Raw genomic sequence first — 20,987 nt, 5'->3', positions numbered from 1 at the left:
ACATACATGTGAGCACCTTCACTACAGGGAATAACAACAATGAAGAAACTGCTTGGCCTGCTTGTGGCCCTGATCGCGGCAATGGCGATCTACCTCGTCATTACGCCCAGCCCAATTGACCCGTTGGCCTGGGACGCGCCGGCCCTTCCGGCGATGACCGGCGTGCTGGAGCCTAACGACACGTTGATGAAAGCCGAGCTGCTCGGCCGCGGCCAGGTGCATGGCCCGGAAGACACTGCCGTGGACGCCCTGGGCCAGGTCTACAGCGGCTTGCATGACGGCCGTATCGTGCGGATCACGCTTGATGGCCGCGTGGAAACCTTCGCCAACACCCAAGGCCGGCCCCTGGGCATTGACTTTGACGCCAGCGGCAACCTGATCGTGGCTGACGCTTATAAGGGCCTGCTCAGTATCGATGGCCAGGGCAAGATCACCGTGCTTACAACAGAAGCCGAAGGCGTGCCCTTCAAGTTCACCGATGACCTGGATATTGCCCGCGACGGCATCATTTATTTCAGCGATGCCTCAGCGCGTTTTGAACAGCCGGACTACCTGCTCGACCTACTCGAAGCCCGCCCCCATGGTCGCCTGCTCAGCTACAACCCAGCCAACGGCGAAACGAAGGTGCTGCTCAAGGATCTGTATTTCGCCAACGGCGTGGCGCTGTCCGCGGCTGAAGACTTTGTGTTGGTCAACGAAACCTACCGCTACCGCATCACCCGCTACTGGCTGAGCGGCGATAAGGCCGGCTCCCACGACATCTTTATCGACAACCTGCCCGGCCTGCCGGACAACCTCCAAGGCGACCGCAACGGCACCTTCTGGGTGGCCCTGCCAACTCCGCGTAAGGCTGACGCTGACTTCCTGCACCGTTATCCATGGCTGAAAACGCAGATGGCTAAGTTGCCGCGTGCGCTTTGGCCCAAGGCCGTACCCTATGGTTTTGCCATTGCACTCAACGAACAGGGGGAAATCACCCAGAGCCTGCACGACACCAGCGGCACGCATTTACGCATGATCACCTCGGTCAAGCCGGTGGGCGACTACCTGTATTTCGGCAGCCTGGATAATGACCGCATCGGCAAGCTGAAAATTCGCTAAGAACCTGCCCAACGCCTGCTGCGTTAAAAACAGGCTCGGATGCTCATGTACAACTCGTACACTCCGCTTCCTCGCCTGTTTTTGCCTTGCATGGCCCTAGCTCGCGAAGCGTTGACTAGGTTCTAAGCTCGTAAAAAAGCCCGCGTAACTGCTTAGTTGCGCGGGCTTTTTAATGTTCGGGACTTGCCTATTTGCTCTTTTCCGCGATCCAGATGGTGTGCCGAGTGCCCTTGTTGCCGTGGGCATAGACCTGCACTTCTTCCACCTTGAAACCGGCCTTGCGCACCTTGTCGCTGAATACCCGGTCGGCACTCGCAGACCACACCGCCAATACGCCCTTTGGACGCAAAGCCTGGTAGCAGCGCTGCAGGCCCTGGGCGGAATACAGCCAGCTATTGCGCTTCTGGGTTAGGCCTTCTGGGCCGTTGTCCACATCCAGCATGATCGCGTCATAACGCTGATCGGCGTTTTTCAGGCAATTGGCCACATCGTCCTGAATCACCCGCGTACGCGGATCGAGGATCGGATAACCGGCCTTGGCGCCCAGCGGACCACGGTTCCACTCCACCACGCCAGGCACTAGCTCGGCCACTTCCACCTCGGCAGTCTTGCCCAGGTTCTGCAACGCCGCAGCCAGGGTAAAGCCCATGCCCAGACCACCGATCAGCACCCGCGAATCCGGCCGGCCCGCGACCTTTTTGCAGGGAATCGCCGCCAGCGCATCTTCGGAGCCGTGCATGCGTGTATTCATCAACTGACCGCCATCGCCGCCGGCAATCTTGATCACAAAGTCCTCGCCATACTCGAACAGGCACAGTGCGCCAGAGCCATCAGGAATAGGGGCGGTATCGAGCAAGACAAAGCGTTTCATGGGGCGCGGCAACCTAGGTCAGAACAAAACGGGCAGGCAGCATGCACATAAAAGGGCCACGATGCAGCGTCTATTGAGAGAAATTCTTCTGCACAAGCCATCTTGACCGCTAAAACCCAAGGTTATGATGCGCACAGCACCTTTGCCCACAGGATGACTGACATGCCCCTCGCCCAACTGATCAGCGCCGCCCAACTGCAACAACGCCTCGCTGAACCCGATCTGCTGATTCTCGATTGCCGCTTTGCGCTGGATGACCTGGCCTACGGCCAGCGCAGTTACGCCGAAGGGCATATTCCCGGTGCGCAGTTCGCCGATTTGGAGCGCGACCTGTCCGGGCCGATCCATAAAGGCATCACCGGTCGCCATCCGCTGCCAGAACCTGCACAGCTGCTGCAACGCCTGCGCGAATGGGGGCTGAATACACACAGCGAGGTGGTGCTGTATGACGACGGCCCCGGTGCGTTTGCTGCGCGGGCTTGGTGGCTGCTGGCCTGGCTGGGTAAACGTAACGGTGTGTACCTGCTAGACGGCGGCCTGAAAGCCTGGCGCGAGGCTGGCGGGGAGTTGACTCAGGACCTGCCGACGCCAGCGCCTGGCACATTCAACGGCAGCGCCGATAGCAGCATGCTGGTCAGCGCGGCGCAGCTGCAACAGCGTTTGGGCGATAGCCAACTGACCTTGCTGGATGCCCGCGGCCTGCCGCGCTTCAAAGGCGAAGTGGAGCCAATCGACCCAGTCGCCGGGCATATTCCTGGCGCGCAGTGTGCGGTGTTCACTGACAACCTCGACAGCGACGGCCACTTCCTCAGCGCAGCGCAACTGCGCCAACGCTTTGCCACGCTCCTCAACGAGCGCCCGGCCAACGACCTGGTAGCCTACTGCGGCTCAGGCGTAACCGCTTGCCATAACCTGTTCGCCTTGTGTTTAGCCGGCTATCCACTGGCCCCTCTGTATGCCGGCTCTTGGAGTGAGTGGATCACCGACCCTGCTCGCCCGGTAGCTACCGGCGACTAAAGCCCTGTGGCTGGCCGTGCCCCGAGGCAGCGCCAGCCATTGCTTAGCATTAACTGGAATATTGATAACGAGCTAAAGCCGATAACAATTTAAAAACAGTCTTTTACAACGACAACCTCACACTAGACTTCAACTTAAGCGGCTAACCCCGCTTCCGGTGGGGCCTTTATCAAAACAAGCAAAAGCTGCCAGCGCCCCAGCCCCATCGGTAATTTGCTATCGAGGGCTTTATGGGAATTGCCGCCTGCGAGATCAGCCAATACATCATCCGCCCTACCCTACTCTACTTGGGCCGCCACTCCATCGCCGCCGAAGCCTTGTTGCTCGGCGCCGCAGCCAGCCAATCAGAACTCGGCTCGGTCCTTGATGACAAACACGGCCATGGCCTTTATCGCATCACCGCACAACGCCACCAGCAGCTCTGGGATAAACACTTGGCGTTGGACCCGGAACTCGCCAGCCAGGTACGCGGCCTCGCCAGCCAACATGCCTTTTTGAGCGCACCGCACCTGGAACTGACCGTTAACCTGCGCTACGCCACAGCCATTGCCTGGATGCTGATCGAGGCCGAACAGCGCGAACTGCCTGCAGCCGACGACCTGCTCGGCATGGCGCAAGTCTGGCGCCGGGTGTTCAAACCCCACGGCCGCAATAAAGACTTTATCGCCGCCTGGCAACGCTGCATCGGCAGCCTCAGTCAGGTGGCCTAAAGCCTGAGCACGCCACAGCAGTTGTCCTACAATCCGCCTCTAGTTAGCCGACGATAGCGGCTAATTGAACGCATAGTTCTGCTCGATCTCGGGAACCTCAAAGGCTGGAAAGGGTCAGGGAAAGTTGTTAATTTCCGCGTCCCGCTAAAACCTAGGATTCCTCCGTGTCCAAAAGAGTCGTCAAGACCAGCCTGTTTCTTGCCCTTGCAACTGCCGCCAGCCATAGCGTTGCCGGCGGCTTTGCCATCAACGAACAAAGTATCAGCAGCATGGGCACCGCCTTCGCCGGCCGTTCCTCCTCTGCCGATGACGCCAGCACCGTGTTCGGCAACCCGGCCGGTATGGCACGCATCAAGCGCGAACAAGTCAGTGGCGGTCTTGCGCTGATCTACGCGAAAACCGATATCGATAACGCCAGCGGCAGCTTCCCAGGCAGCAATGACGGCGACATGGTGCCGTTTATCGGCGCGCCTATGGGCTACTACGTCAAGCCGCTGAACGACAACTGGAGCTTCGGCCTAGGCATGTATGTGCCATTCGGTCTGGTGACCGATTATGAGCGCAACTTCCAGGGGCGTTATTACGGCGACCGCAGCGAAGTACGGGTGATAACCCTGCAGCCGACCCTGAGCTATCGCTTCAATGAGCAACTGTCGGTGGGGTTCGGCCCAACCATCAACCGCATTGACGGTGAGCTGACGTCCGCAACGCCGGGCGCCACAGACGGTAAGGTGAAGATCAAGGGCAATGACACTGCGTTGGGCTTCAACCTCGGCGTGCTGTTTGAGATCACTCCACAAAGTCGTATTGGCATGACCTACCACTCAATGGTCGATTACACCCTGAAAGGTGATACGCAGATTGAAGGCAGTAGTTTCGGCCCTTTCTCCGGCAGCAAGTACGACACCACCCTGGCGCTGAAAACACCGGAGTCGGTGGATTTCTCCATCACCCACGAGCTGAGCGACGACTGGACCCTGTACGCCGGTAGCACGTGGACACGCTGGAGCCGTCTGGAAGAAATTCGCGCGGTCAACAAAGGCGTACCGGCTCCGCTCAACAACCGCATCGGGAATATCGTTGAGCCGCAAAACTGGCACGACACCTGGGCACACGCCGTTGGCGCCGCCTACAAGTTGAACCGCCAATGGACCCTGCGCGCCGGCCTGGCCGTGGATCAGTCGCCAACCAACAACACCAATCGTTCGCCGCGCATCCCTACAGGCGATCGCAAAGCCTTCAGCCTAGGCGCTGCGTGGAGCCCGAACGATAATATGACCATCGATGTGGCCTATTCTTACCTCAAGGAAGCCGATACCTCGATTCAAAAGAGCGACTACAGCTCCACCTACAAAAACACTGCCCATGGCTTTGGCACTCAAGTGACCTACCGCTTCTAATTCAACACTTGGTATAGGTGACACTCGCGCGGCGCTCACAAGAATAAAAATGCCGCCGAGACACTTCTGCACTCTGCACATCCTTTACCCGAACGCCTCAGCCTGTTGCGGGCGAATAAGCATCAGCTATTTCTCGCAGGCCCCTGCCTCTCAGCACTGTTGTACATATGGGTAACGCCGAGGCTGCCTGTAAAAGCACGCAAGGCCACAGTCACGTTAGCTCGCTTGCATACAATTTGGCTGCCCAGCTGAATAGTGCACACCCGGGCTGACGGCTGCGTTGAACGCTTTCAGCGCAGATGAGCCAATCAGCAACGGGAATTCAAAGGCGCTGCGGTCGGTCAGGTTGACCTCAATGTTCTTCAACTCATCCCCCACGCAGACTTCCATCTCAATCACCGGGCGCGCGGTATACAGCTGCTTGTCGCCGGGTTTGCGATCGTCGGCACGGCGTTTGATGTAGCTCATGCGCGCCAGTGGTTTTTCGATAACCTGCGCTTGCTTGGCGTTTTCCATACCCAGCTGAAAGCGCACCCACTCGCCCCCATCGCGCTTGAACATTTCAATATTCTTAGCGCTCAGCGAAGCGGTTTCGGCGCCGGTATCCAGCTTGGCGGGCAACTCTAGGGCCAGTTCATGCAACGAAACCTGCTCGTGCAGCCCGTAGATCTGTGGTTGGCTGGCCATCGCGCCAGTGGTGAACAGTGCTGCACAGAGTGCGAATGCGACCGGAGCCTGTTTGAGTGGTGCGCAGGCAAGGCTTGGCATAGGTAGACTCCAAAAACGTTTAGAAAGTTGGGCTAGTTTACCGGTGCTGGATGAACTCAAGCTTAATCAAGCACTTATAAAAAACTTCGCCCCGCTATGGCTGACCATGGCGGGGCGAAGTGGTTTCATCTGAGGCTGGTTAGGCCTCTATACGGGTCACTTGATGTCGAAACGATCCAGGTTCATCACCTTGTCCCAGGCGGCGATGAAGTCATTGACGAACTTCGCCTGTGCGTCGCGGGTGGCATAGACCTCAGCCAGAGCGCGCAACTGCGAGTTAGAACCGAATACCAGATCCACCTGGCTGCCGGTCCATTTCAAGTCACCGGTATTGCGATCTCGACCTTCCAGCACGCCGGCGGTGGCGGACGGCTGCCATTTGGTCGCCATGTCGAGCAGATTGACGAAGAAGTCATTGCTCAGGGTTTCTGGACGCTTGCTCAACACCCCATGCGAGGATTGCCCCACGTTGGCATTCAGTGCGCGCAGACCACCAATCAACACGGTCATCTCTGGGGCGGTCAGGTCCAGCAGTTGCGCCTTGTCGATCAGTATCTCGGCAGCAACGCTTTCGTAGCCCTTGTTCGCATAGTTACGGAAGCCATCGGCCTTGGGCTCCAACGCATCGAAGGACTCGACATCAGTCTGTTCCTGCGTGGCATCTGTACGGCCTGGGGTAAACGGCACATCAACTTCAATACCAGCCTTCTTCGCCGCCGCTTCAACCGCTGCCGCACCGCCCAGAACAATCAAGTCAGCCAGGGAGATTTGCTTACCGCCGGTTGCCGTTGCATTGAAGTCCTTCTGCAGTGCTTCCAGCTTGGCCAGTACCTTAGCCAGTTCAGCGGGCTGGTTAACTTCCCAGTCTTTCTGCGGGGCGAGGCGAATACGCGCACCATTGGCACCACCGCGCTTGTCGCTGCCACGGAAGGTGGAAGCCGAAGCCCAAGCAGTGTTGACCAACTGTGCAATCGAAAGGCCGGACGCCAGTACCTTGGCCTTGAGGCCGGCAATATCTTGCGCATCAACCAGGGCGTGCTCGACAGCCGGCACCGGGTCCTGCCAGATCAACTCTTCCTGTGGCACCAGCGGGCCGAGGTAACGTGCACGTGGCCCCATGTCACGGTGAGTCAGCTTGAACCAGGCGCGGGCGAAAGCATCGGCGAACGCTTGCGGGTTCTGGTGGTAGTGCCGCGAGATTTTTTCGTAGACCGGGTCCATACGCAGTGACATATCAGCCGTGGTCATCATCGGCGGATGCTTTAGCGCAGGATCATGGGCATCAGGAATCAGGTGCTCAGGCTTGCAGTTGATCGGCGTCCATTGATGCGCACCAGCCGGGCTCTTAGTCAGCTGCCACTCATAACCGAACAGCATGTCGAAATAGCCGTTATCCCAAGTAGTCGGATTAGGCTTCCAGGCGCCTTCAATACCGCTGGTGGTGGTGTGTACGCCTTTGCCAGTGCCAAATTTGTTGATCCAGCCCAAGCCTTGCTCTTCAATCGGTGCCGCTTCCGGCTCCGGGCCCACCAGCGACGGGTCGCCTGCACCATGGGCTTTACCGAAGGTGTGCCCACCGGCTACCAGTGCCACGGTTTCTTCATCATTCATGGCCATGCGTGCGAAGGTTTCGCGTACATCGCGGCCCGAACCCAGCGGGTCAGGGTTACCGTCCGGCCCTTCCGGGTTGACGTAAATCAGGCCCATTTGCACAGCCGCCAATGGGTTTTCCAGGTTGCGATCACCGGTGTAACGGCTGTTGGGTTTATCGCTGGTGGCGAGCCATTCGTTTTCCGCACCCCAGTAGGTGTCTTCTTCTGGCTCCCAGATATCCGCGCGGCCACCGGCAAAACCGAAGGTCTTGAGGCCCATGGATTCCAGTGCCACGTTACCGGCCAGGACGAACAGGTCGGCCCAGGACAGCTTACGGCCGTACTTCTGCTTGATCGGCCAGAGCAAGCGACGCGCCTTGTCCAGGTTGCCGTTATCCGGCCAGCTGTTGAGGGGCGCAAAACGCTGGTTTCCGGTACCTGCACCACCACGGCCGTCATGAATACGGTAGGTGCCGGCGGCGTGCCAGGCCATGCGGATCATCAGACCGCCGTAGTGACCCCAGTCGGCTGGCCACCAGTCTTGCGAGTCGGTCATAAACGCGTGCAGGTCCTTGATCACGGCATCCAGATCAAGGCTCTTGAATTCTTCGGCATAGTTGAAGTCAGCCCCCATAGGGTCGGACTTGGAAGAGTGCTGCTGCAAAATTTTCAGGTTGAGCTGGTTCGGCCACCAATCGGCGTTCTTCGGTGCGCCGCCAGATACGCTATTTTTGCCTGCGCCACTGGAGAATGGGCACTTCGCTTCGTTTGACATGATTCACTCCTGTTGTATTCACCTACCGGATGCACATAGCTTCGTGGCTGGGCAGTCAACGAGCCAATAGGATTTCGGTATGAGCGTTATAGTCCTCAGTGAGTATGGCATCGCCCGCTGAATAGTCGCGCTCGCCAAACAGCAAGCGGATGTGTCGCGAGCATCAGCTCGATAGGATGAAATGTAAGATGCCCACGCAGCCTGTGCGTTTACCCATCAAAGGCCGTAGATCTATGGAACAGTTGCCTCCCAACAACGTCAGCGACGAGGAACTGCTGGCCTATATGAACCGTCAGTTGGGTTCTGGTCGGGTCAAACCCAGCGTGCTGGTCAGCCTCACGCAGCAGGCCTTTAGCGATGTCAGCCATGCGCGCATCGTTCAGTGTTTTAACCAGTTGCACTCATCACTGCTGAAACGCTGAACTCGGTGAAGGGAAAATATGGTCCTGGGCATCAATCTAGGCTTGTTTGCCTATTCGCTGACGATCATCCTTGCGCTGCTGACGCTCTACATGGAAAGACAATCCAGGTCATGCGCACACTATTTGAGCTGTCGGCGCCGTCTCTGCGTTAGCCGACACACCCGTTCCCTTCGGAGATTACGATGTCCCGCCCCACGTCAATCACGCCCCTGCTCACCCTGATTGCTCTCGCCTGCTTCGCCATGCTTGGTGCCGCGCTGCTGCTGCAACACCTGCTTGGCTGGGAGCCTTGCACCCTGTGCATTCAGATTCGGTTATGGCTGCTCTGTGGTGGGGTTATCAGCTTGCTGATTCTGGCGCTGGAGGCCTTTGGCGTGCGTTGGTTGAGCCTACTGCTATGGCCGCTGCTACTGGCTGCAAGCGGCATGGCGGTGTATGACAACACGCATCTGCTGCTGATCGAAACCGGCGTACTGGAAAGCTCCAGCTGCTCGCCCTTCCCCTTCTATGCCTTCTACTTGCCGCTGCATGAGTGGCTGCCCAGCGTCTTTATGAGCGCCGGCGTGTGTGGCGAGAACGACTACAACATTCTCGGCCTCTCGTTCACCTACTGGACCTTGGCTGGCGTCGCCCTGCTATTGGCGCTGTGCCTGTTTACGGCCTGGCGTGCCATTCGCCGCTAATCGCGGTTGTGCACTGAGCGGCCATGCGCAACCGCTTACCCGCAAGCGGCTATCGCGGGTGGTTGCTGCGCGTTGGTGGTAATACGCCAGTAGCTGGATGGGCTAAAGCGCGGCGTCAACGCCAACATCAATGCAATGCACACCACCATCAACAGCCAGGTCGTGGAAAAACCGCCCGTTATTTCGCGCAGCAAACCACCGGCGGCGGGCGCAAGCGCATTGATCAAAAACCCAAAGCCCTGCACAAAGGCCGCTAGCTGACCGGCGGCACTCGGCTCTTGCAAATGGTCGAGGGTGAGGATCAGGCTCAAGGCAAAGCAGGCGCCCAAACCGAAACCGATCAGTGCTACCCACAGCAGCGCAGCCTGTTCCGGCGCGAGCAGCAGCCCGGCAAAACCGAGTAATTGCGCCATCAGGCTAATGCTCAGCAAACCACGGCGCTCACGCGTGCGCTGGGCAAGCGCTGGCATGCCAAGCGCGGCCAGCACCTGAAACAGCGTCATCCAGGCCAATAGCGCGCCACTGTTCTGGCTGCTCCAGCCCAAGTGCTGGTAATAGGCCGGTAGCCAGGCCACGACAGCCATATAGCCGCAGTTGCTGAACCCGAAATACAACGCCAGGGTCCAGGCGCGTTTATTGCGGACAAACCGACTAAGCCGTTGCTCGACAGACAGGCTTTGCGCAGCGCGCCAAGGTGTTTGCAGCCAGAGCAGCAAGGCGAGTAACGCGGGTAACGCCCATAGCGCCAGCCCTGCATGCCAGTGGCCAAAACTATTCGCCAGGCGCGGGCTAAACCAGGCGGCAAGGCCGCCGCCGCTCATCAATGCCGCCGAATAAATGCCCATCGCCAGGGCCACGCGGCCGACAAACCGACGTTTGATCAAGCCCGGGACCAGCACCTGAATCAGCGCAATGCCCAAGCCGCCCAACAAGGCCGAGCACACCAGCAGCACGCTGTGATCGATGAGACCGCGAACCGCACAGGCCAACAAGATGCACAACAAACCCAGGGCAATGCCCCTGCCCTCACCCAGACGAGCCTCGACCTGAGCACTGAGCAGCGCCACCAAGCCCATGCACACCACCGGCAAGGTGGTGAGCAGGCCGGCCATCTGAAACCCCATGCCAACGCTGCTGCGAATGTCATTCAGCAGCGGGCTGATCGACGTCAGGCTCGGCCGCAGGTTAAGCGCCAAGATCACCAACACCCCCACCCAAGCGCAGGTACGCAGTCCTGGGCCCGCATGTTGCGACAGTTGCTTAAGCATGCTCGGCATACCAGCGTTGATAAAGCGGCGTCATCGAGCTGTGTGCGACATGCTCGATGCGCAGACGCTGTTGCGCCAACGGCAAGCTCAGCTGCTGATAAACCCCCGCCGTGGACAAACCAAAAGGCTCACCTTCGGCATTGGTGGCGGCAAACACCACCCGGCTGATACCGCACAGGTGCATAGCGCTCAAGCACATGGGGCACGGCTGGCCGCTGGCATAAATCACGCAGCCCTCCAGGCGGTTGCTGGCCAGTAGCTGACTGGCCTGACGGATACACAACAACTCGGCATGCGCCGAGGGATCAAAGCTCACGTGCATCTGGTTACTGGCTGCGGTCAGCTGCTGGCCTTCACGAACCAACACCGCGCCAAAGGGTCGGCCGCCTTGCGCCACGTTGGCTTCGGCGAGGCGGATGGCCTGTTCAAGAAAATCGCGATCATAGCTCATTGCACACTCTTCATCAGTTTGATCAATAAACCGCTAATTATCCCGAGCTGGCAAAGTATGCTGAAATTAAATATAAGCATGCTTATCAGTTGGCTCAGGAATACTTTAATGCTCGACCACCTGCTCTTGCGCAGTTTTGTTGCCGTGGCCGACTGCGGTAATTTCACCCGTGCGGCTGAACGCCTGCACCTCACCCAGTCGACCGTTAGCCAGCAAATACGCCGCCTGGAGGACAACCTCGGCTGACGTCTGCTGGATCGCAGCGCCCGGCAGATACTGATGACCGCCGAAGGCGAGCAACTGTGCAGCTATGCCCGGCGCATTCTGGCGCTGCACGATGAGGCCGACGATGTACTGCGCAATCAGCAAAGTGAGGGCGTACTGCGCCTCGGCGTTCCGGAGGATTTTGCCGCCGAACGCCTGATGCCCCTGCTCGCCGACTTTGCCGACACGCAAACCAGTGTGCGTTTAGAGGTGAGCAGCGGGCTCAGCCCGGAGCTGCTGCGGCAATACCGCGAAGGCCAGTTTGACCTGCTGCTGAGTAAACAAATGAACCCCGGCAGTGATTGCCTGGCCGCCTGGCCGGAGCCGCTGTGCTGGGTCGACAGCCGGCAGCGCCCGGCCTGGCCGCGTGAGCCGTTGGCGCTGGCGGTCTTTGCCCCCGGCGGCTTGTATCGCCAGGAAATGATCCAGACGCTGGAGATGCAGGCTCGTAACTGGCGTATTGGCTATTCCAGTACCAGCCTGGCCAGCGTTTGTGCGGCGGTGGCGGCAGGCCTGGGCATCAGTTTGCTGCCACGGCGCGTCCTGCAGGCTGACCACCAGATCATCGACAGCCTGCCGGCGATTGAGGGCATGCACCTGGTGCTGTATGCCCGGCCCAACCTGGGCCAGGCCGGCAGCCTACTCAAGGAGCGGCTGTACCAACTGTGTCAGGAACAGTCTGCTGCGCAGCCGTAGGCGGCTCATCCATCAACTGCTGTTGCTGCCAACCGCCACCGAGCGCGGCAATCAGCTGCACGCTGGCAGTTAAGCGGCTGCCTAGCAGCGTCAGGTTGCTGCGCTCGTTATTCAGCGCGGTGGCCTGCACGTTGACCACGCTGTTGAAGTCAACCGTGCCGGCGCGGTACTGGTTTTCGATCAAGCGCAAGGATTCGCGCGCGGCGTCCAGCGCTTCTTGCTGCACCCCGGCTTCTTGCTGCAGCACGCGCAGCTGCACCAGGTAGTCTTCCACTTCGCGGAAGCTGTCGAGTACGGACTGGCGGTATTGCGCCACGGTCTGATCGTAAGCGGCCTCCGTGCGTTCCAGCTCGGCGCTGCGCGCGCCACCATCAAACAGGGTCAATGCCAGCTGCGGGCCGAGCGACCAGAAGCGATTGGGCAGATCAATCCAGTCGGCAAAGCTGCTGCCCCGGTAGCCGCCGCTGGCGGAGATAGTCAGGTCTGGGTACCACGCTGCTTCAGCCACGCCGATATCGGCGTTGGCGGCCATTACCCGGCGTTCGGCGGCGGCCACATCTGGGCGGCGCTCCAGCAGTTGAGATGGCAGCGCCACGGGGATTGTTGGCAGCACTGGCAATTGCTTACGCACGGCGATGCTCAGCTCGCTAGGCGGTACGCCGATCAGCACGGCAATCGCATGTTCCAGCTGGGCGCGCTGCCATTGCAGGTCAATCGCCTGGGCTTGGGTGCTTTTCAACTGGGTCAGCGCCTGGCTGACATCGGATTTAGGCACGATGCCGGCGTTGTACTGGTTTTCCGTGAGCTTCAGCGAGCGCGCATAGGCCGCGACAGTGGCATCGAGCAGGCGCTGCTGATCATCCAGCACGCGCAATTGCAGGTAGTTCTGCACCAGCTCCGATTGCAGGCTGAGTTTCAGTGCAGCCAGATCGGCGGCACTGGCCTCAAAACCGGCGCGGCTGGATTCCAGCGAGCGGCGCAGCTTGCCCCAAATGTCCAGCTCCCAGGCCGCATTCAGGCTGAGGTCATAGTTGGTGGATACACCGCTGCTGCTCGAACTGGTGCCGCTGGATGCATTCTGGCTGCCAGTGCCCTGCCCGCTGCGGCTGGCCCCGGCGCTGCTCGACAGGCTCGGGTAGAACGCTGCACGCGCGCCACGCACCAGGGCGCGGGCCTGGCGGTACTGCGCTTCGCTGGCGGCCAGGTTCTGGTTAGAAATATTCAGCCGCTCAACCAGGGCATTCAGCTCGGCATCGCCATACAGCTGCCACCAACTGCCGCGCGCCAGCACATCGCCGGGCTGGGCCTGGGTCCAGCCTTCAATCTGTTTGAACTGCGCCGGGGTTTGCAGCTGTGGGCGCTGGTAGTCCGGGCCGATGGCGCAGGCACTCAGGGCCAAACTTAATGCCAACAAGGCGGGTAAGCGGTAGGCAGTCAACACATTCATAACGGGGTTTCCAAAGCAGCGTCAGTGCGCACACCGCGCCAGCGGTTAACCCGGTGGCGCAGGCGGTCGAAATACAGGTAAATCACCGGCGTGGTGTACAGGGTCAGCAGTTGGCTCAGTACCAAGCCACCAACGATGGTGATGCCCAGCGGCTGGCGCATTTCCGAGCCTTCGGCGCTGCTGAGCATCAGCGGCAGTGCGCCAAGGATCGCCGCCAGGGTGGTCATCATGATTGGGCGAAAACGCAGCAGGCAGGCCTGGCGAATCGACTCCGCCGGGCTCAGGTGCTGCTGGCGCTCCAGCTGCAGGGCCAGGTCGATCATCAGAATCGCATTCTTCTTAACGATGCCGATCAGCAGGAATAACCCGAGCAGCGAAATCAGGCTGAACTCGATGCTCATCAGCTGCAACGCCAGCAGTGCGCCCACCCCGGCCGAGGGCAAGGTGGAGAGGATGGTCAGCGGGTGCACATAGCTCTCGTAGAGCACGCCGAGGACGATATACACCACCACCAAGGCCAGCAGAATCATCCACGGCTGGTTTTGCTGGGTCTGCTGGAAGGCCCCGCCAGTGCCGCCGAGCACGCCTTGTACGTCAGTGGGTAACCCGATGCGCGCGATGGCACGTTCAATGGCCTGGCTGGCTTGATCCAGGCTGACGCCTTCGGCCAGGGAAAAGCCAATGTTTTCCACGGCAAACTGCCCTTGGTGGCTCACCCGGTCTTCTTCCAGGCTGCGCTCCCAGCGGGCGAAACTGGACAGCGGCACCCGCGCACCGTCGGCGGTAATCAGCTGAATCTGCTCGAGGGTTTCCGGGTACTGGGCAAACTGCGGATTGATCTCCATGACCACGCTGTACTGATTGAGGCTGTCATAGATGGTCGAAATCTGCCGCTGGCTAAACGCATTATTGAGCACGGCGGTGATCATGTTCATGTCCACGCCCAGGCGCTTGGCCACATCGCGCTCGACCACCAGACGAATCTGCTGCGTACCTTCAACCTCCGTGGCATCAATGTCGGTCAGCTCCGGCAAGGCACGTAACGCCTCGCGCACGGGCGGCAGCCACTTGCGTAACTCATCCAGATCACCGGACATCAGCATGAACTCGTTTTCCGAGCTGCGCCCTTCCCGGCCACCGATCTGCAGGTCCTGGTCGGGCATCAGGAACAACCGTCCACCCGGCACTTTCGGCACCTCTTTGCGCAGACGATTGATCACCGCCTGGGCGCCGATCTTGCGCTCTGCGATGGGCTTGAGGCGCACGATCATAAAGGCGTTATTAATCCCGCCGCTGCCGCCAATAAAGCCCGCCACGCTGTCCACCGCCGGGTCTGCCAGCACCGCGCGGCGGTAGATTTCCATTTTCGGCTGCATGACCTGGAATGACAGGCCGTCATCGCCGCGAATAAAGCCGATCAGCTGGCCAGTGTCCTGCTGCGGCATAAAGGTCTTTGGCACGCTGACAAACAGAAAGATATTCAGCGCAATGGTCGCCAGCAGGCTGAACAGCATCAGCAAGGAATGCTTTAGCGCCCAGTCCAGGCTGCGTTGATAGAACCCCAGCACGCGCGTCTGCACGGCCCCGCCCCAACGCTGCATGGCGCTGGGCTGGTGTTCGGCAGTTTCTGCCTTGAGCCAGCGTGCGCAGAGCATCGGCGTCAGGGTCAGCGACACTAACAGGGAAATCACGATGGCCACGGCCAGGGTGATGGAAAACTCGCGGAACAAACGCTCGACGATGCCGCCCATAAACAGGATCGAGATAAACACCGCGACCAAGGAGAGGTTCATCGCCAGCAAGGTGAAGCCCACCTCGCGCGCGCCCTTGAAGGCTGCAGCCATGGGCGTTTCCCCAGCTTCGATATGCCGCGAGATGTTCTCCAGCACGACGATGGCATCGTCCACCACCAGGCCGGTGGCGATGATCAGCGCCATCAGCGACAGGTTATTCAGGGAGAAATCCAGCAGGTACATCACAGCAAAGGTGCCGACCAATGACACCGGCACAGCCAGGGCGGGAATGAGTGCGGCGCGCCAACGCCCGAGGAAGGCGAACACCACCAGAATCACCAGCACCACGGCGATCAGCAGGGTTTGCTCGGCCTCATGCAGGGTCGCGGTGATCACCGGCGAGCGATCCATGGCCACCTGCAAGGTGATACTGGCGGGGATCACCGCTTGCAGCGCCGGTAACTGCTCGCGGATGCCGGCGATTGTTTCAATGATATTGGCGCCGGTCTGCCGGTTAATCACCAGCAGCACCGCCTGCTCATCGTTGAAAAAGCCGCTGTTATAGCGGTTCTCTACGCCATCGGTAACGGTCGCCACATCGCCCAGGCGCACCGCGGCGCCGTCCTGGTAGCGAATAATCAGCGGCAGGTAATCGGCGGCTTTTTCCAGCTGATCACTGGCCTGCACCTGCCAGTGCCGCTCGGCATCCTCCACTGCACCTTTCGGCCGTTTGGCGTTGGCCGCGCTGATGCTCTGGCGTACTTCATCCAGGGCAATGCCGTAGTGATCGAGCAGGCGTGGCTCCAGGGCCACGCGCACGGCGGGCAAGGAGCTGCCGCCGATTTGCACTTCACCCACGCCGGTTACCTGCGCGAGTTTCTGCGCCAGGATGGTCGAGGCCACGTCATACAGTTGGCCCTTATCGAGTACATCGCTGGACAGCGACAGCACCATGATCGGTGCTTGCGACGGGTTGACCTTGGCGTAGGTGGGCATGCTGCGCATACCGCTGGGCAACAGCTCGCGCGAGGCGTTGATGGCGGCCTGCACCTCACGGGCGGCGGCGTTGATATCGCGATCCAGATCGAACTGGATCATGATCCGCGTGCTGCCCTGGCTGCTGCGGCTGTTCATCTGGCTGATGCCGGCGATGGTGCCGAGTGAGCGTTCCAACGGTGTGGCCACACTGGAGGCCATGATTTGCGGGCTAGCGCCCGGCAGGCTGGCCTGCACGGTGATGGTCGGGAAATCCATCTGCGGCAACGGCGCTACCGACAGCAGGCCGAAGCTGACGCCGCCGAGCAGCAGAATTGCCAGGCTCAGCAGCAAGGTGGCGACTGGCCGGCGGATAAAGGGCGCAGAAAGGTTCATCGGCTGACCACAAGCCCGGCCGCGCTGCGACCACTGATACGCCGCGAAAGCCGATCAAAATACAGGTAGATCACTGGCGTGGTGAACAGCGTCAGTACCTGGCTCAGCATTAACCCACCGACCATCACCAAGCCCAGCGGCTGGCGCAGCTCCGCCCCGGAGCCGGTCGCCAGCATCAGCGGGATCGCGCCAAACAGCGCCGCCAGAGTGGTCATCAGAATCGGCCGGAAACGCAGCAACGCCGCCTGGTAAATCGCCGCTTCCGGCTGCATGCCCTGGTTGCGTTCGGCGTCGAGGGCGAAGTCGATCATCATGATCGCGTTCTTCTTGACGATGCCGATCAGCAAGATGATGCCAATAATCGCAATCAACCCCAGCTCGTTACCGCTGATCAGCAACGCCAGCAGCGCGCCGACTCCCGCCGAGGGCAAGGTGGAGAGAATGGTGATCGGGTGGATATAGCTCTCGTAGAGCACACCGAGCACGATGTACATGGTGATGATGGCCGCGAGAATCAGCAGCAAGGTGCTCGACAGCGAGGCGCGGAAGGCTTCGGCGGCGCCCTGAAAGCGCGTCTGCACCGCCGCTGGAATGCCGATCTCCTGCTTGATGCGCTCAATCACCGCCACCGCCTCACCCAGCGATACGCCACTCGCCAGGTTGAATGACAGGGTGGCCGCGGGGAATTGACCGATATGGTTGATCAGCAGGCTGGCCGCACGTTCCTCGACCTGGGCCAGGCTCGACAAAGCGACCTGTTGGCCATCAGCAGCCTTGACGTGAATCTGCCGCAGCGCCGCCGGGCCGATGCTGCCGGCGTTTTCGCTTTCCAGCACCACGCGGTACTGGCTGGCCTGGGTGTAGATGGTCGAGATCTGCCGCTGGCCGAAAGCGTCGTACAGGGCGTTATCGATGTCCGCCACACTCACCCCGAGGCGCCCGGCCATGTCGCGATCGATCTGCAGAAACATCTGCAGGCCACGGTTTTGCAGGTCGCTGGCCACGTCAGTCAGCTCCGGCTGCTCACGCAGCGCGCTGACCAGCTTGGGCACCCACTCTTCGAGCAGGCTGATATCCGGCGACTCCATGCTGAACTGGAACTGCGTGCGACTGACCCGATCCTCGATGGACAGGTCTTGCACCGGCTGCAGATACAGCTCGATACCGGGAATCCGCGCCAACTCGGGGCGCAGGCGTTCGATGATCTGACTGGCGCTGACATCGCGCTCGGCCCGTGGCGTCAGGTTGATTAACAGGCGGCCGCTATTGAGCGTGGGGTTATCGCCATCTACGCCGATGTAGGACGACAGGCTGGCGACGGCCGGATCCTGCAAAACCACCTCGGCCAGGCGCTGTTGGCGCTCGCTCATGGCCTTGAAGGAAATCGACTGCGGCGCCTCGGAAATGCCCTGGATAACGCCCGTGTCCTGCACCGGAAAGAAGCCCTTCGGCACTGCCAGGTACAACAGCACGGTCAACGCCATCGTGCCAATGGCGACTAAAAGCGTCAGCGGTTGATGCTTGAGCACCCAGGTTAGCCACACGCCATATTGCGCGATCATGCGGTCAATCACGGCGCCGGCCGCACGGTAGAAGCGCCCTTCTTCCTCAGGCTTTTCGGCCTTAAGCAAGCGCGCGCACATCATCGGCGTCAGGGTCAGGGAAATCACCAGCGAGATCAGGATGGCCACCGCCAGGGTGATGGCGAACTCACGGAACAGCCGCCCGACCACATCGGCCATAAACAGCAGTGGAATCAGCACTGCAATCAGCGAGATGGTCAGCGACACCAGGGTAAAGCCGATTTGCTTGGCGCCTTTTAACGCGGCATTCAGCGGCGTTTCGCCCTCCTCCAGATGGCGGGCGATGTTCTCCAGCATGACGATGGCATCGTCCACCACAAAGCCGGTGGCGATGGTCAGGGCCATCAGCGTCAGGTTGTTGATGGTGAAACCCGCTAGGTACATCACGCCGAAGGTGCCAATCAGCGACAGCGGCACGACAATGGACGGAATCAGCGTGGCCGAGAGCTTGCGCAGAAACAGAAAGGTCACCAGCACCACCAGGGCGATGGCCAGCAGCAGTTCATGCTGCACGCCCTTGACTGCGGCGCGGATGGTCTCGGTGCGGTCGGTCAGCACGCTGACCTCAACACTGGCCGGCAAGCCCTGGGTCAGGTGGGGCAGCAGCGTTTGGATACGGTCAACCACATCAATCACGTTGGCGCCGGGCTGGCGCTGCACGTTAACCAATACGGCCTCGTTGCGATTGGCCCAGGCGGCTAGGCGCTGGTTCTCGGCGCCATCGATGATGTCTGCGACGTCTTTCAGGCGCAGCGTGGCGCCGTCCTTGTAGCCCAGTATCAGCTCGCGGTATTCATCGACAGATTTCAGCTGGTCGTTGGCATCCAGTTGCGACACCCGGGTCGGCCCGTCGAAGTTGCCTTTGGGCTGGTTGACGTTACTGGCGGTGATCAGCGTGCGCACATCGCTGAGGTTCAAACCGTAGGACGCCAAGGCCTCAGGGTTGACCCGCAGGCGCACCGCCGGACGCTGCCCACCCGCCAGGGTGACCAGACCAACACCGCTGGTTTGCGCGAGTTTTTGCGCCAGGCGGGTGTCGACCAAGTCAAACACTTGCGGCAATGGCAGGGTTTTCGAGCTGATGGCCAGGGTCAGCACCGGGGTGTCAGCCGGGTTGACCTTGTTGTACACCGGCGGCGCCGGCAGATCGCTGGGCAGCAGGTTACTCGCGCCGTTGATCGCGGCCTGCACGTCCTGCTCAGCGACATCCAGCTTCACCTCCAGGTTGAAGCGCAGGCTGATCACCGAGGCGCCGCCGGAGCTGGTCGAGGACATCTGCTTTAGCCCGGCCATCTGGCCGAACTGGCGCTCAAGCGGCGCGGTGACCGCACTGGTCATCACATCGGGGCTGGCGCCTGGATACAGGGTCAGCACCCGAATGGTCGGGTAATCCACTTCCGGCAGCGCCGAGACAGGCAGCATCCGGTAAGCGATCAGGCCGCTGAGGAATATCGCCAGCATGATCAGCGTGGTGGCGACCGGGCGCAGGATAAACAGGCGAGAGGCGTTCATTGGGCGCGCGGCGCTCCCATGCGCTCAGGCGTAGCCACGTCCTTCTGGGCAGTAACCGGTTTATCGCCGATTACCTCGACCTTGTTGCCGGAGCGCAGGCGGTCAGTGCCTTCCAGCACCAGGCGATCGCCCGGTTTGAGGCCCTGCTCCACCACGCTGAGTTGACCATCGCTGGGGCCGACGCTGATTGGCGTCAGCTGCACCTTGTCTTCTTCGTCCACAACATAGGCGAAGGTGCCACTGGCGCCGAACTGCAGCGCGGCGGCGGGCATCAGCGTGACGTTTTGCAGGGTTTTCACCCGCAAGCGAACGTTGACGAATTGATTGGGGAAGAGCTGCTCTTCGGCATTGGCGAAGCGCGCCTTGAGTTTGATCGTGCCGGTGGCGGTGTCGATAAGGTTGTCGAGGCTTTCCAGCTCGCCTTCGGCCAGTTTGAGTTTTTCACTGCGATCCCAGGCCTCGACAGCCAAGGTATTGCCGGTACGCATTTGTTGCACCACCGCTGGCAGTTCGGCTTCCGGCAGGGTGAACATCACGGCAATGGGCAGGGTCTGGGTGATGACTACCAATGGCAGGGTATCGCCGGAACCAACCAAGTTACCGACATCCGCCTGACGCATACCCAGGCGGCCGCTGATCGGTGCGCGCACCTGAGTGAAATCGAGGTTAAGCCGCGCGGTGGCGACATCCGCCTGCAAGCTCTTGAGGTTGCCGCGGTACTGGTTAACCAGCGCTTCCTGGGTGTCGAGCGCCTGCTTGGCTATTGAGTCTTCGGCGTATAGCCCGCGGTAGCGCTTAAGGTCCAGCTCGGCATTACGCAGCTGCGCCTGGCGCTCTTGCAGTGCGCCCTGCGCCTGCTGCAGGGCGATTTCATAGGGCCGCGGGTCAATCACCGCGAGCAGCTCACCCGCCTTGACCTGCTGACCATCCTTAAACAGCAGTTTGACCAATTGGCCATCTACCCGGCCGCGCACATTCACCGTGTTATAGGCCGTGACCGTGCCCAGGGCTTTGAGCTCAACCGGGAAATCACCCTGGCTCACACTGGCCACGCGCACCGGTACCGGGCCCATATCGCCAAAACGGCCACGGCCCATTTCCGGGCCTTGTTCTGCACTGGGCCAAAACCACCAGAGCAGCAGGCTCAGCGCGGCGAGCGCAAGCAGGCCAATCAGCCATTGGCGCGACAGGTTACGGGTACGGTTGCTGAGCTGTGTATCAGGCATGGCGACGATCACTTCCTTGGGGAGCCTGAACGATATTGACTATCAGCTCCCGTGCAAAGGTTCTTTACCGCCTATTTACCTTTCTCTTACGTAACTA

Annotated in this window: 15 protein-coding genes and 1 pseudogene; 7 read left to right on the top strand and 9 right to left on the bottom strand. The window is 60.4% G+C overall.

Annotated elements, in window-relative coordinates:
* Window positions 1-39 precede the first annotated feature (39 nt).
* The gene (locus SOP97_RS16320) at window positions 40-1,101 is read left to right on the top strand and encodes an SMP-30/gluconolactonase/LRE family protein (RefSeq protein ID WP_322950154.1); all 1,062 of its coding nucleotides are present in this window, start codon (window positions 40-42) and stop codon (window positions 1,099-1,101) included.
* A gap of 187 nt (window positions 1,102-1,288) precedes the next feature.
* Here the strand turns inward: SOP97_RS16320 and SOP97_RS16315 are convergent, their stop codons facing one another.
* Window positions 1,289-1,972, bottom strand: coding sequence for a spermidine synthase (locus SOP97_RS16315; protein WP_274086571.1), 684 nt, complete (start codon window positions 1,970-1,972; stop codon window positions 1,289-1,291).
* Between the two features lie 162 nt (window positions 1,973-2,134).
* Between SOP97_RS16315 and SOP97_RS16310 the strand changes: the two genes are divergently transcribed.
* From SOP97_RS16310 to SOP97_RS16300, 3 genes are all read left to right on the top strand, one after another.
* A complete protein-coding gene (locus SOP97_RS16310; RefSeq protein ID WP_322950153.1) occupies window positions 2,135-2,989 on the top strand; it encodes a sulfurtransferase in 855 nt (284 codons plus the stop codon).
* A 230-nt stretch (window positions 2,990-3,219) separates the two neighbouring features.
* The gene (locus SOP97_RS16305; protein WP_274086573.1) at window positions 3,220-3,699 is read left to right on the top strand and encodes a hypothetical protein; all 480 of its coding nucleotides are present in this window, start codon (window positions 3,220-3,222) and stop codon (window positions 3,697-3,699) included.
* 164 nt (window positions 3,700-3,863) lie between these two features.
* On the top strand, window positions 3,864-5,099 hold the full coding sequence (locus SOP97_RS16300) for an OmpP1/FadL family transporter (protein ID WP_322950152.1): 1,236 nt from the start codon (window positions 3,864-3,866) through the stop codon (window positions 5,097-5,099).
* Between the two features lie 216 nt (window positions 5,100-5,315).
* On the opposite strand, the gene SOP97_RS16295 is transcribed toward SOP97_RS16300, so the two are convergent.
* Together SOP97_RS16295 and katG are read right to left on the bottom strand one after the other, a co-directional pair.
* Window positions 5,316-5,867, bottom strand: a complete 552-nt coding sequence (locus SOP97_RS16295; RefSeq protein WP_411912078.1) for an ATP-dependent zinc protease family protein — start codon at window positions 5,865-5,867, stop codon at window positions 5,316-5,318.
* 156 nt (window positions 5,868-6,023) lie between these two features.
* Complete coding sequence (gene katG, locus SOP97_RS16290; protein ID WP_322950151.1) at window positions 6,024-8,234, bottom strand: catalase/peroxidase HPI; 2,211 nt, start codon at window positions 8,232-8,234, stop codon at window positions 6,024-6,026.
* Between the two features lie 233 nt (window positions 8,235-8,467).
* Between katG and SOP97_RS16285 the strand changes: the two genes are divergently transcribed.
* Window positions 8,468-8,656, top strand: a complete 189-nt coding sequence (locus SOP97_RS16285; RefSeq protein WP_322950150.1) for a hypothetical protein — start codon at window positions 8,468-8,470, stop codon at window positions 8,654-8,656.
* A gap of 182 nt (window positions 8,657-8,838) precedes the next feature.
* Complete coding sequence (locus SOP97_RS16280; protein WP_322950149.1) at window positions 8,839-9,339, top strand: disulfide bond formation protein B; 501 nt, start codon at window positions 8,839-8,841, stop codon at window positions 9,337-9,339.
* Between the two features lie 35 nt (window positions 9,340-9,374).
* Here the strand turns inward: SOP97_RS16280 and SOP97_RS16275 are convergent, their stop codons facing one another.
* Together SOP97_RS16275 and SOP97_RS16270 are read right to left on the bottom strand one after the other, a co-directional pair.
* On the bottom strand, window positions 9,375-10,607 hold the full coding sequence (locus SOP97_RS16275; RefSeq protein ID WP_322950148.1) for a CynX/NimT family MFS transporter: 1,233 nt from the start codon (window positions 10,605-10,607) through the stop codon (window positions 9,375-9,377).
* Window positions 10,600-11,058 carry a nucleoside deaminase gene (locus tag SOP97_RS16270; protein WP_322950147.1) on the bottom strand — a complete coding sequence of 153 codons (459 nt, stop codon included), beginning with the start codon at window positions 11,056-11,058 and terminating at the stop codon, window positions 10,600-10,602. Before SOP97_RS16270 ends, SOP97_RS16275 begins: the two co-directional genes overlap by 8 nt.
* Before the next feature lie 108 nt (window positions 11,059-11,166).
* Here SOP97_RS16270 and SOP97_RS16265 point away from each other — a divergent pair.
* Window positions 11,167-12,018: pseudogene (locus tag SOP97_RS16265) on the top strand (LysR family transcriptional regulator).
* Here the strand turns inward: SOP97_RS16265 and SOP97_RS16260 are convergent.
* From SOP97_RS16260 to SOP97_RS16245, 4 genes are read right to left on the bottom strand one after another with little or no spacing between them, the layout of a single operon-like run.
* Window positions 11,966-13,465, bottom strand: a complete 1,500-nt coding sequence (locus SOP97_RS16260) for an efflux transporter outer membrane subunit (RefSeq protein ID WP_322950146.1) — start codon at window positions 13,463-13,465, stop codon at window positions 11,966-11,968. The pseudogene SOP97_RS16265 and the gene SOP97_RS16260 overlap by 53 nt on opposite strands.
* Window positions 13,462-16,569 (bottom strand): efflux RND transporter permease subunit, encoded by a 3,108-nt coding sequence (locus SOP97_RS16255; protein WP_322950145.1) that lies wholly within the window; start codon window positions 16,567-16,569, stop codon window positions 13,462-13,464. The genes SOP97_RS16260 and SOP97_RS16255 overlap by 4 nt, the downstream gene beginning before the upstream one ends.
* On the bottom strand, window positions 16,566-19,664 hold the full coding sequence (locus SOP97_RS16250) for an MdtB/MuxB family multidrug efflux RND transporter permease subunit (RefSeq protein ID WP_274086591.1): 3,099 nt from the start codon (window positions 19,662-19,664) through the stop codon (window positions 16,566-16,568). The genes SOP97_RS16255 and SOP97_RS16250 overlap by 4 nt, the downstream gene beginning before the upstream one ends.
* Window positions 19,661-20,890, bottom strand: coding sequence for an MdtA/MuxA family multidrug efflux RND transporter periplasmic adaptor subunit (locus tag SOP97_RS16245; protein WP_274086592.1), 1,230 nt, complete (start codon window positions 20,888-20,890; stop codon window positions 19,661-19,663). The genes SOP97_RS16250 and SOP97_RS16245 overlap by 4 nt, the downstream gene beginning before the upstream one ends.
* Window positions 20,891-20,987 lie beyond the last annotated feature (97 nt).

This window comes from Pseudomonas spirodelae, assembly GCF_034653255.1.
GTDB lineage: Bacteria > Pseudomonadota > Gammaproteobacteria > Pseudomonadales > Pseudomonadaceae > Aquipseudomonas > Aquipseudomonas spirodelae.
This window is presented reverse-complemented; position numbering and strand designations above follow the sequence as displayed.

Excerpts from the sequence above, each read along its gene's own strand:
- SOP97_RS16305 (WP_274086573.1), top strand. The coding sequence starts at position 3,220 with ATGGGAATTGCCGCCTGCGAGATCAGCCAATACATCATCCGCCCTACC.
- SOP97_RS16315 (WP_274086571.1), bottom strand. The coding sequence starts at position 1,972 with ATGAAACGCTTTGTCTTGCTCGATACCGCCCCTATTCCTGATGGCTCT.
- SOP97_RS16295 (WP_411912078.1), bottom strand. The coding sequence starts at position 5,867 with ATGCCAAGCCTTGCCTGCGCACCACTCAAACAGGCTCCGGTCGCATTC.
- SOP97_RS16270 (WP_322950147.1), bottom strand. The coding sequence starts at position 11,058 with ATGAGCTATGATCGCGATTTTCTTGAACAGGCCATCCGCCTCGCCGAA.
- SOP97_RS16275 (WP_322950148.1), bottom strand. The coding sequence starts at position 10,607 with ATGCTTAAGCAACTGTCGCAACATGCGGGCCCAGGACTGCGTACCTGC.
- SOP97_RS16285 (WP_322950150.1), top strand. The coding sequence starts at position 8,468 with ATGGAACAGTTGCCTCCCAACAACGTCAGCGACGAGGAACTGCTGGCC.
- SOP97_RS16280 (WP_322950149.1), top strand. The coding sequence starts at position 8,839 with ATGTCCCGCCCCACGTCAATCACGCCCCTGCTCACCCTGATTGCTCTC.
- katG (WP_322950151.1), bottom strand. The coding sequence starts at position 8,234 with ATGTCAAACGAAGCGAAGTGCCCATTCTCCAGTGGCGCAGGCAAAAAT.
- SOP97_RS16320 (WP_322950154.1), top strand. The coding sequence starts at position 40 with ATGAAGAAACTGCTTGGCCTGCTTGTGGCCCTGATCGCGGCAATGGCG.
- SOP97_RS16260 (WP_322950146.1), bottom strand. The coding sequence starts at position 13,465 with ATGAATGTGTTGACTGCCTACCGCTTACCCGCCTTGTTGGCATTAAGT.
- SOP97_RS16245 (WP_274086592.1), bottom strand. The coding sequence starts at position 20,890 with ATGCCTGATACACAGCTCAGCAACCGTACCCGTAACCTGTCGCGCCAA.
- SOP97_RS16310 (WP_322950153.1), top strand. The coding sequence starts at position 2,135 with ATGCCCCTCGCCCAACTGATCAGCGCCGCCCAACTGCAACAACGCCTC.
- SOP97_RS16250 (WP_274086591.1), bottom strand. The coding sequence starts at position 19,664 with ATGAACGCCTCTCGCCTGTTTATCCTGCGCCCGGTCGCCACCACGCTG.
- SOP97_RS16255 (WP_322950145.1), bottom strand. The coding sequence starts at position 16,569 with ATGAACCTTTCTGCGCCCTTTATCCGCCGGCCAGTCGCCACCTTGCTG.